Genomic DNA, 12235 nt, shown 5'->3' with positions numbered 1-12235 from the left:
CGCCGCGTACGCCGTTGCCGCTGCCCGAGAGGGTGAGGCCGAGTTCGTCGGTGCGGCTGCGGGACGTGGAGTGGCCGGTGGTACCGGGCGCCGGGAGGGGAGACCCCTTGCCGGTGGCCCGCACGAACTGCGTCTCCAGATCGGTGCCGGCCGCGACGGGCCGGCCCAGGACGCTCTCGAAGCCGGGCGCCGGGTTGGCCGTGAGTGAGATCCGTACCAGCCGCGGGCCCAGCCAGCTGTTGGCAACGAAGGAGACGGAGCTGTGCCGGGCGGCGATCAGCGCCTGGAGGCTGCGGGGCGAGGTGAGTTCGCCGATGCGCTCGCGGAGCCCCGGCACGTGGGCGCCCCTGCCCACGGTGGTGCTGCCGGGGGCGATGTTCTCGACGAGGTCCTCGACGGTCTGCCGCAGGGCCTTCCGCGCAGCGGGGCCTGCGGCCCCGGCGGTGGCGGCGTTGTTGGCGGTGGCGGTCGGCTCGGTGACCTCGGTGACGGTACCTGTTCCGACGCTGCCGCCGCTGGAGACGTACGTCGCGGGCAGGGGCAGGTTGCGGGGCGGCGGGGCGGGCAGGTCGGTGAGACCGGCGATCTCGGCCAGCCGAGGGTACCGGACGAGGTCCCGCTCATCGATGAAGAAGTCGACCGCCTGGGGGATCTCGACCGCCGTCCGCCGCACCTCGGGGTCCCGGGAACCGAGGTCGGAAACGAGGTCGTGGAGCAACTGGTGCCTGCCACGGCGGGCCTCGATCACCATCGTCAGGTCGGCGCGGAACCATACCAGGCGGCCCCCGCTCTGGCTGGTGATCCGGTACCCCGTGACCCCGTCGGAGCGGGTGTCGCTCTCGCTCCGGCCGACGCCGAGCCCGTAGCGGCCGGACACGCCGCCCTGCGAGAACGCGAGGCCCACCTGCGTCATGGGGGAACCGGAATGGCTGCTGCTGCTGGAGACGGTGACGCCGGACCCTCTGCCGGAGACGTGCCACCGTTCGGTGACCAACGCGCCCTCGTCGGGCGATTCGAGCCCTCGCGTGACGTTCTTGAAGTAGCCCTCGACCTTGAACTCGACCCTCGTTCCCACGACGCCGGTGCTCTGCGTTCCCAAGTCGAGGCTGCCGTTCAGGATCTGCGGCAACTTGTCCAGGAGATGGGAGTGCGAAGCGACGGTGCGCACGACCGCCTGAGCCAGGGCGGCCGGGTCCTCCATGGCCGGGCCGACCGCCGTCGTCCGCAGGTACCGCCCCGCGTCGACGGCCAGGGAGACGGCCCTCCCCAGCAGCCCACGGGCACCCTCGACCGCTCCGGACGCCACGCCCGGGCCGCGCGTCCCGGCGAGGGTGCCCTGCCCGGCGACGGACAGGGGCAGCCGCAGTCCCTCCCCGGGCGCGGGCTCGGGGGGGTAGGCGCCGGGCATCGGGCCGGGCTCGGCCTCCTCGTCGTCCTCCGCGGTCCGCTCCCGCGGTGCCTCCTGCCCTGCGGCTTCCTGCCGTTCCGTGCGTGCCTCCCGCTGTTCCTCCTGCTCCGGTTGCGCGTCGTGGTCCGTCCTGAAGGACACCAGGAGGCGGTGCATCGCCTCGCGGACCGTCGCGCTGCCGTCGAGCCGGTCGACGAAAGCCTCCCCGGGGAGGCCGATCACCGCTCCGGAGTGGCGCAGCCCCAGCATCCGCTCGTCCTCCTCGGTGACGGCACGGATGCCGTGCCGCGGGGAGGGGCCGTCCTGGTGCGGGGCGTCCAGGGTGCGGGAGGGGGGAACCGCCAGACGTGCCTGGCCGTTCGACTCGGCGGCCTCGATGGCGTGGCCGCGGGTCGAGGAGAACTCCACCCCGATCACGAGCGGCACCTGGAAGACGTCCAGACCGTCGGAGGTGACGAGGTAGTTCTCCTGGCCCGTCTGGGTACTGACCGCGTCCGTGACCGAGGTCCCGTGGCTGTAGCCGTAGTCCAGGCCGAGGTCGACGCCGCCGAGGACCCCGTTCCCGGTGGGGATCCGGCCGCTGACCGACAGTCCCGCGCTCACCGCGCTCGACGTCCGGGTGCGCTGCTCGGTTCCGTCGGACCAGGAGGCGACGAAGTTCAGCATCCTGACACCGGGCAGGTGCCGGACGTGGGTGATCCCTTCGCCGGGCGCGTCCGCCGGGCGCGGGCGCACGCTGAGGTGCGCGACCACCGTCTCCGAGCCGAACGCGGTGGATCGGGTGAAGTGCAGGTCCCTCGGCTGCGCCACGAGGTCACGCAGCGCCACGGCGGACCGTGCCTCCGCCAACTGCCGTGCGTTGGACAGCCGTTGCCACTGTTGGGTGACGTCGCCGTGACTTTCGGGGGACTGCGCGGGCAGGAAGCCGAGGGAGCGCAGCTGTTCCTCGATGTGCTGGAACACCGGGTCCGCGCCGTCCAGCCGGAGCGGTGTCACCGACAGGCTCAGTGAGCGCAACTCGCGGACGTCCCGGGGCGCGTGACGGGGCGGGCGACGAAGGTCGGCCGACCGGTCGGCCGACTGGTCGGCCGGGGGCGTCCGGTCGGCACTCGTCAACTGGCCGGCACTCGTCAACTGGTCTGCGGCGTCCGGTCGTCCAGTGGAGGCCGTCGGGTCGGCGGTGGCCGGTCGTTCGATGGAGGTCGTCCGGTCGGCATGGGCCGACGGGTCGGCAACGGCCGAGTCGTCCGCAGGAGTCGACTGGCCCGCAGGGGTCCCCACGGTTTCCGTGCTGGGTACCCGCAGGATCACCGGGTAGCCGCGGGTGTCGGAGGTGAGAGGGCCCTGCATCGGCTGCACGGGCGGGCCGTCGGCGCGCACCAGCGTGATGTGCGGAACCGCCACCGCGTTCCGCAGCAGGTGCGGCCGGGCGGAGCGCAGACCGCGCGACATCAGCACGCTGCCGCCGGCGTTGAGTGCGTACGTCTCGGCGAACCGGGTGCCGAGGCGCCCGGAGAGGTTCAACTGGCCCAGGAGACCCACGCCCGCGCCCACGGAGACTCCGACGCCGTTCGTCACCGACGTACTGGACGTGGCCCGCATCGTCCGGATCACGTCGAACTCCAGGACCGTGTTCCTGGTGGTGAGACCCTCGTGGGCGGGCCCGGCCACGGTCAGGTCGAGACGCAGCGTCAGGAAGCCCAGTGGATCGCCGTTCGCGGCGAACAGCAGGGGCGAGGCGTGCTCACCGAGCAGCATGCGCGGGCCGCCGCGGAACCCAGTCTCCGAAAGGTAGTGCCGCAGGGCGTCCCGGGAAGCCGGCGAGAGGTCTTTCAGTAGATCGCCGAACGCCTCCACGACGTCCTGGTGGAGTTTCTCGTGCCAGGGGAAGGCCTCGAGTGCGAGGAGCGGGGCGTACTCCAGCAGGTCGGCCAGGGGCGCGGGGGTGAGCGGTCCACCGGGGCGGGGGGCCGGCGGGTGCAGCAGGTGTTCCGGGAACCAGGTGCGCTGCTGCCAGGCAGAGCCCTCCTGCACCTGCCACCCGGTCTCACGGGCGTCGCCATCGGCGTCGGCGTCCGTCGCTCGGGCCGGGTCGGGCGCGATCCTCCACTCGATCGCCGCGTCCCAGTCGTACGCGAAGCCGGGCTCGCCATGACCGGCCTGGTAGTCCAGGCTCCACACGGTTGTTGCCACCGATGCCGAGGCGGCCCGCTGGTTGTGGGTGAGGGAGAGCTGCCCGGTGGCCGACGCGGACCGCAGCACGGGCGCGTCCGGATGCGGCCAGGTGTACGAGCCGGCGAGGTTCACCGACCGCAGGTCGCTGGTGCCCTCGGTGCGGTCGACGCTGGTGAAGCCCATTCCCCAGCGCTGGATGCCGGCCGGCACCTCGAACAGCTCCGACGCGGCCGGGCGGGGATCGGCGAGCCGCATCCTGACCCACAGGGCCTGGTCGCGGGAGCCCAGTGTCCGCAGCGGTACGCGCAGCCCTTCCGCGCTGAGCAGCTGCCGCTGCCGGGAGGCCAGGAACTCGGGAGTCAGCCGCGCGGTCACGTCCTCGCGGACCGGCCCCTCGGCTCGCCTGAGCCGGGCCAGTGCCTCGGTCACCGCGCGAATTCCGCCGTCGGCGAGCAGTATCCGCTCGACCTTCCGGATCACCGACTCGTGCAGACCGCCGAGGACGTGGCCGGGGACCGGCGCCATGTTCACCAGGCCGCGTGCACCTCCGTCCTCCCGGCCCATCCGTGCCACCGCCAGGGGCACGGCGGCCTCGATGACGGGGTGCACGGTGAGGGATGCGCCGGGGGCCGCCGCCTCGGCGTCGCCGGGCGGCCGGAGGGCCTCCGCGGTGCCGGGCCCGGTGGCGGGTGCTGTCCGCGTCGCCGGGTGGAAGCGCGGTGCGGCCGGGGCCTGCGGGGCCGGACGGCCCGCGGTCGCGTCGGTGACCGGGCCGGTTCTCCGAAGGGGGCCGTTCAGCAGCTGGGCGATCGACCGGCCGGAGAACTCACCAGGCTCAGTCGTCCCCTGTGCGGCGGGCGCAGCAGGGGAAGTCCAGGCGCCGGGGGTTGGCGAAATCGCAATGGGGGCTCCGGAACGCGAGCCAGGGGTGGGCGCGGCATATGTCTCAACAGTGAAGGAGAAGCCGTTGTCCCGGGCGAACTGCTCGAGCCGGTGCCTCTGGTCGAGTAGCGTCGCTTTGCCCACCCCGGTGTCGAAGAGCACGACGCGATCCAGGTCGGCCCAGCGCACACCACCATGGAGTTGTGCCTCGAAGTACCCGACGAGACGGCGATCCAGCATCCCGCTGTCCCGGAGGCGGAGGAACTCGCTGTCGTACCGGAAGCCGGTCGCCTCGGCAAAGGCCAGGCGGACCAGGCTCTCGGTCCCGTGGTTCAGCAGCGGAAGCATGTTGAGCTGGCCGGTGACGCCCTCGGCACCCCTCAGGCCCTCACCGAAACTGTCCATCGGCGTGAACGTGGCCCGCTGCATCACCTCGGGCTTCAGATGGAAGACCGCCGAACCGTAGATCGGCAGACCTCGCCGCCGGTGCCGAGAAGTGAGGGCCGCATAGCGTGGCAGATCCTCACGATCCGTGGCGCTCGGAGCGAATTGTTCACCCGGCTGACCGGGATAGATCCCGGACGCCGCCTCTGTGCGCCTGACAGAGGCCGGATAGCCCAGTTTCTCCTCCGCGGCACCGCGGGTGCGCAGGTACGCCACATCGCCCGGCGTGGACTCCCAGGCGTTGCGGATCAACACCTTCGGGTCCTGGAGCATCACGTCCAGGAGCGTCTCGCCGTTACTCACCGTCTTGTGCGGCTGGAAGTTCACCGTCAGCGACATGCCATTGCGAAGGTGGTTCTGCACGGAGTCGATCAGCTGGTCGACGTCGTCGCCCTGGACCGGGTAGTCCTTCGACCAGGCCCAGTCACCATCGCGCAGCTTGTCGGTCAGCTGCTGCCGGTCGCTCACCAGGTCGCGCAGGGAACGCCGCTCGGCCATGATCACGGCCGCCAGCTGCGGAGGCCGCAGCTCCCGCAACCCCGCACGGTCCTCCAGGAGATGGAACAGACGCCGGTTTTCCGCGAACGACTCCTGCTGCTGACGCAGGGCATCAGTGAGCCTTGCATCGGTGCCGGCACTCGCCAGTCCCCGTGTCAGAGCATCCTGCTGTGCCTCGAGATCCCCCTCGTACGCCTCCCTGGTCTCGGTCCTGGGCCACCCGTTGGCAGTCTCCGGGTCGCGCAGCCAGTAAGCCACCATCAGGTCCTGGCCGGTGGGGATGAGGGCACGGATGGCAGAGCCATCCGGCAGTTCCGTGACGAGGTGGCTGGCCGACGGCACGTGGTGAACCGCCTTCACGACCCCCTCGGGTGCGACGGCGCCGACGCGGCCCTTCCCTCCGGGCCGCCACCGCAGCCAGTGAGGCACCTTCCTGGCACTACCGGGCAGCCTGCTCCCCGCCGGCACATCCTGCACCTGCGGAAGCGGCGCCCCGCCCGTCACCTCGGCCCAGTGACGCTCCGCACGGGACTCAGCCGCATCAGCGTCGACGTAGCTCTCCCACGCCCGCACGATCCCCTCGTGACCGGCATCTGCTGAGGAACCGACCCCCTCCAGGTAGCGCGCTTCCTGGGTGAGCAGGATGTCCAAGGCGGCGTCCAGGGCCAGCCGAGCGTCCGTGAGTGCCACTGCCGCGTCGGCCTCCGCCCTCCAGTCTTCCGCGGCCGCCGGTGCGGTCCTGGCGGCGCCGGAATCCGCACGTCCTGTCCCCTTGGCCGGGCCAGTCTTGGGGAAAGGCATGTCATGGGTGAGGTCGTCGCCGGTGACCGGGCCGGTGCTCCGGAAGTCGGTGATCAGGCCGTCCTGGAGCGTGGCCTCGATGCCGAGGCGGTCGAAGAACGCGCCGCGCACGGTCCGCGTGCCGGTGCCCGGGTCCTCGGGCAGGACGTTCGCGGGGTCCTCAGCCACCATGTAAACGGCGTACAGGACGTCGGCCCAAGTCCACCCCGCCGGGAATCCGTCGGGAGACCGGGGTGCGTCGATGAGAGCCGGATGGAACAGGTTCCCGTCACGGAGCGTGTCCAGTATGGCCCGGGAACGCTCCTCCAGGGAGGGCCAGGGCTCGCCCGGGGCGTTGTGGCGGTTCTCCTCTAGGTCGCTGTGGTCCAGGAAGGCCGCGGGGTCGTGGGCCGTCAGCAGGGCGTCCTCGAGCGCGAGTTCGGTGGTGCCTGCCGCGTGGCTCCACGCGTCAGGCTCGCTCGGGGGACCGGGAACGTGCAGCAGGGAGCTGAGCAGGATCCCGGCGTCCGCGGGCAGGCCCAGCAGCCGGGGCAGGTCCGCCGGGAGGCTGTCGCCGTCCTCGGCTCCGGTGACCCGGACGGTCCGGTGCGCCGCGGCGGCGTCGGCCACCACGTCGACCGACAGCCGGAACAACGGGGCACCGTCGGATCGCGAGAGCCGCCCGTACACCTCGTCGACCGCGGCCTGGAAACGCCGCGCGTACTCGCCCGCGTCTCCCGGCCGGTCGCCCGCTTCACCCCGGACGAGGGCGACCCGAATCGTCAGCCGGACGCCGAACTGACCGCCGGCGAAGAGCGCGTACCGGTGTTCGGCGGCGTGCTCGGCGCCCTCGACGGAGAAGCCCACCCGCTCGGGCAGCGTCTCGGCCAGGGGCTTCTCGTCCGGCCAGCGCAGGGACGGCTGCCATGCGGTGGGACGGAACGCGGCGTGGTGGTCGTCACGGACGATGCCCTCGACCCGCACCCCCGCGGCTTCGCCCACCCAGCGGTAGGAGCCGTCCGGACGCTCCAGGAACGTGTCGTCCGAGAGGGCTGACATGTGCGCCGTGGCGACAGCGTCGCGGACCTCGGCAGGTCCCCACTCTCTGGGGAACATGGTGTGATCCGTGCCGTCTACATGGGACTCCCAGCGGCTGCTGAGACCGGCTTCAACTGCTGTGTCCCGTACGGACGGGTCGAGGAACCGCACCATCGCCCGGTGCGTCCCGTTGTCCAGGTCCTCATAGGGAACGACGTCGACGCCGGGGGCGTCACCGCCGTACGGGAGAGGCAGCTGGTGCACGCCGGTGCGCGCACGGCGGTCACCGAGCCGCGCCACGTCCTCCGCCCGCTGGGAGAACCGGGGCCCCCTCCACTCGACCCCCTCCGGCGGTGGCTGCATGTACCGCGGTGTCACCAGCCCGCTCTGGTCGTCGGCGGGCCGAAAACCGGTGAACTCCATGCGCTCGACAGCACCTTCGATACGGACCCCGCCGTACTCACCGACCCAGCGGAACGCCGCCGCACGCCCCGGCACTGCGGACACGCCGTCGTGCCGCAGCGCCCACAGGTAGGCCTGCTCGGCCGCGTAGATGGCGTCATCGTCGGTCCAGTGCAGGGGGAACATCGCCGTCGTGGCGCGCTCCCCCGCCTGCCGGCCGGAACCCGCCGCCAAGTCCCCGGCCGCCCCGCTCCAGCCGTCACCGTCCCGCAGCCCCCCGCCAGATACCAACGCCCCGCCGGCCGGCTCCACCCTGAACACGCCGTTCTGGTGGGGCTTCCCCACCCGCTCGGGACGGGGCCGGTCCGACAGCCCGACAGGCATCAGATGCCCCCCGGCACCGCCCGCACCGCCGTACAGAGCCGCCTGCCGGACCTCCAGGGAGAACTCCGCGCGCTCCGGCAGCCCGTCGCCCCGCTGGGCCGCACCCGCGCCCGCGCCCGCGGGCCCCGCCGCCCGCAACGCCGCCTCCGCGTCGGCGCCGAGCCGGCGCAGATACCGCGCGGCGACGTACAACCGGCTGGGACGCGTGAAGGATTCCGCCGAAGAGGCATCCCCATCGACCAGATTCCGGCCATGGACGTCGATCGACAGACTGGCCATCAGGCCACCGTCGGTATGCACCGGACGGAAGCCCGATGACGCATCGCGGTACTCGTCGCTGAGTCCGTACCAATGCCCTATCTCATGGGCGAACGTCCCTGGATCACGGTCCACCGTCGAGAACGTCCACTCGTCGGAGCGGAACTGTCGGGTGGACAGGAGAACGGTCCGGTGCGCATCGGCGGACGACGGGACGAACTCGGGGTCGAACCTGAGCAGGTCACCGCTGGGCAGCCGGACACCGCTGTTCCACACCTCGTCGAGTTCCTCCCGGATCCGGCTCTCGAACTCCTCGACCCGACTCGGCGTGCCGGTGGCCGGTGCCCCGTCCTCGTCGGCCGCCCGCGGATCTCCCTCCGGGTCGAACTCCCACGCGACCCGCGCCACGAAGCGAGCGACCGTCTCGCCGTCACCACGGCGGTACCGCTCCACCTGATACCGGCTCACGTACTCCCCGGAGTAAGAGCCGTTCCCGGAGCGCGCGACCACCTCCGCGCTTCCCAGCAGCACGGCCTCGTCCCCGATCACGACCACACCGGCCTGCCCGGCCGCGGCGTCGCGGCCTGCCCCAAAGGACCCACCAGCCGGGGCCGTGCCCGGTTCCGTGTGCCCCGGCGAGGCGCCGCCGCGCGGGCCTTGGCCCGGTGAGCGGCGGGCGGTGCCCGGTCGCTCCGCAGGCCCGGGCGCCACGGCCTGCGTACCGGTCAGCGCTTCGGAGTCCAGGCCCAGCGCCCGCAGCTTGTGCTGCGCCGCCTGTACCGCGTTCCTGGCCGCCGCCAGGGCGCGTGCCCGGTTCCTGACGTCCTGTACCCGCTGCGCCTCGGCCTCCTCGGCCAGCGCGCTGTGATACGCCGACAACGCGGCCGCCAGCCGTGTCACCTCGGGATCAGCCGGACGGACGGACGCGGGGGCGGACGCGGGAACGGCGCCCGTCTCCGCCTTCTCGGCGGCCTTGCCACTGCCCTTGCCCTTGTTCCTGCCCTTGGCCGCGCGGTTGCGGGCCGCGTCGGCCGCGGCCTGCTCCGCCGTCTGCCGCACCAGGTCCCGCGACGTGACCAGGGCGGGATGGTTGGACACCGTTCCGATGTCCAGCGGACCGGACACATACTTCGTGCCGTTCCCGTCCCACAGGTATTTGTTGCCCTGCCGCGTGGTGCTGATCGCGTACACCAGCGCGTCCACCTGACCGTCTCCGGCCAGCACGTACGCGAACGACGCACCACCGCTGCCGCTCTGAAGGTGCACATGCAGCGCCTGGTTGGCCCGCACGTCGCCCTCCTGCGGCAGCCGGTCTCCCGAGGCCACCTCCTGCAGAACACGCAGCTGTTCCGCCGTCAGCCTCTCCTCCCGCACGTGGTTGGCGTACACCAGCCGCCCGCTGTGCTCCCACGTGTCCCGGGACTGCGGCCGGAACGCCGCCAGCTTCGCCGCGGCCTCCCGTGCCTCAGCTGCCTCCCGTGCCTGCCGGTCCGCACGCGCCCAGTTCCACACGCCCAGCGCCGCGTTCCGCACCGGGTCGTGGAAGGCGCCCTCCACGATCGCGCCCACCCGGTCCAGATGAGCCTGGAAGTCATGGTCGAAGTCTTCAAGACCGGCCTCGCCGGTGGCCAGGAACTCACCGAACACGTAGTCGCGCCACGCCCCCGGATCCCGCGAAAGGTCCTCCACCACCGTGGGAGCGCCCAGCAGCAACGGCAGCAGTTCCGGGTGTTCGCCCAGCTTCCCGGCCAGCTCCGCCCCCGCCGGGTCCAGCAGTAGCTCGCCCACCTCGGGCACCGACGCCAGGGCCTGGGCCCACACCGACTGGGGCGCCGCCGCCCGTACGGTCGCCGCCGTGTTCCTTCCCCCGCCGGAGCGCGCCCCCCGGGCGGACCTGCCCGCAGCCGCGCGCTCGGCCGTCCCGCCCGGGGCGGTCGCGGCCGGCGCAGGAGCGAGCGCCGCCAGCAGGAGCTCCCCCGACTCGTCCTCGGTCAGCTCCTGGAAACGCTTCGTGTCCCGGGCCAGCCGCTCCAGATCCCCGGCGAATCCAGGCGTCTTCAACGCGGCGGCACGCCAGCGCGGCTCGGCGAAGAACCGCCGGGCGAACCCGGCATGGGCGTTGAGGAAGCGCGTCAGGAAGGTGTCGCCCAGCAGACGCCGAAGCTGGTCCCGCGGGCCGGCCTCAGGCAGGGACTCCGGTCCGCCCGGTTCAAGCGGCTCCTGGTCCGCGGAGTCCAGCGCGGCGGCCAGACTCTCCAGCAGCCCCTCCCGGTCGGCCAGCCTGCGCACCACCTGCGGCGTCAGGAAGCCGGCCAGCGCCTCACTGGCTCGCGCCGCCCGCCACAACGGTCCATCCGCCCGCGCCTGGTCCACCAGACCATGGCTCCGCAGCAGCGCCGCCGGCAGCCACGGTGCCTCCCGCAGGTCCCGCCCGACGCGCTCGTCGCCAGCCATCGCCCCGGCCAGACCGCGCACCACGTCCAGCGCCACGCGCAGGGAACGCGACGCGCCCGCCAGATCAGCCGCCACCTCTGGCTGCTCCCGCAGCAGCCGGTGCGTCTCCGGGCGACGCACCAGCAGGGGTGCCAGCTCTCCGTCCGCCGCCAGCGCTGCCACCACACCCGGGGTGCGCAGCACCGTCTCCAGCAGTTCGGCGGAGGCCAGAACCACTCCGGCCTGCCCGGGATGGCCGTCCAGTGCCGCCGGCAGAGCGTCCGCCGCCATGACCCGGCCGAACTGCTCCGCATCGGTGAACACCGCGGAGTGCTTCGCCACGGCGGCGGCCAGTTCGGGCACCCGCGCCAGAGTCCTCACCAGCTCCGGAGCCTTCACCAGTGCCCGCATCACCGGTAGGCCGCTGACCGCCGCACGCACCACCACCGGACCCGGACCCGCGTCCGGGGTGTTGTGGATCGCGATCAGCTCATTGAGCAGTTCGTTGGCCTCCGGTTCCAGAAGTACAAGGACGACCGGATCGTCGTCCGCGAAGGCACGGGCGACTTCCTCGTACACGTACGTCAGGTCCTCCACACGACGGTCGGTGTGCGCCAGGCCGTAGCTCCTGAAATTCAGGTGGTAGAGCCGGGCCAGTTCACGGTTCTCGACGACGCCTTGGAAGAATACGCGGAAGGAGCCCATGAGGTTGGTCGCGGCGGGCTCTTCCATGACGTATCGGTAGAGGTAGTCGTTGGTGCGCAGCGCCACCGCGAAAGGCGCGTTGCGGTGGAGCAGCGGCAGGAGCCCCGACATGCGGTCCTGCATACGCTCGAGGAGCTGCGGCCTGGCCTCCAGCGTCCGGACGAGTTCCCTGTTGACGAGGAACGCGGAACCCATGGCCACGCTCTTGCGTGCGGCGTCGAGCAGGGCGTCGTTTCCGCGGACCGTCGCGTCGATGCGTCTCAGCTCCTGTCGCGCGCCTTCGTCCAAGTCCGGGTTCTGCTCGATGATCCTGCTCACGGCCTCGTCCCGGGTGAGGTGCCAGGAGCCGGCCAGCAGGGTGCTCGCGGGGGTCAGCACGGAGCCCTCGGGAGACAGGGCGGCCTCACCTCCGTAATCCTTGACGACGTTGGCGATCGACGTCATCCAGCTCCGCTTCTTCTGTTTCTTCTGTCTCTTCTTCTCCTCGGCAATCTGAGCCACTCTGTCCAGGAAGTCCTTGTTCTCCAGCGCCTTGACGAAGCCTGGGCGCCCGATCGCCTCACCCAGCACCTCGGGCACGGACGCGAGCAGCGCCAGCACGGACTGGTTGCGGGTCAGCCCTTCGAGCAGCGGTGCGTTGCGGAACAGCGCGCGCCAGTGGTTGACGGGCAGCGGCACGGACGGCCGGGAGGCGAGTTCGGCCATCACGCCGGGGTGGGCGTGCAGGTTCGCCACGGCGTCGTCGTTGATGCTTTCCAGTACCTTGCGCTCCTCCCTCGCCATACGTATCAGCGCGGCGTTGTCGGCGAAGAGCACGTCGAGGAGTCG

Annotated in this window: 1 protein-coding gene (running past both ends of the window); it reads right to left on the bottom strand. The window is 72.0% G+C overall.

All 12235 nt of this window come from inside a single coding sequence — locus OG199_RS44910, hypothetical protein (RefSeq protein WP_405834979.1), on the bottom strand. Of the gene's 58938 coding nucleotides, 19023 precede the window and 27680 follow it; the stretch shown corresponds to coding positions 19024-31258 (codon 6342, complete, through codon 10420, partial); reading right to left, the first codon wholly in view occupies nt 12233-12235. Both codon boundaries (start and stop) fall beyond the window edges.

The organism is Streptomyces sp. NBC_01176 (assembly GCF_045039825.1).
GTDB lineage: Bacteria > Actinomycetota > Actinomycetes > Streptomycetales > Streptomycetaceae > Streptomyces.
This window is presented reverse-complemented; position numbering and strand designations above follow the sequence as displayed.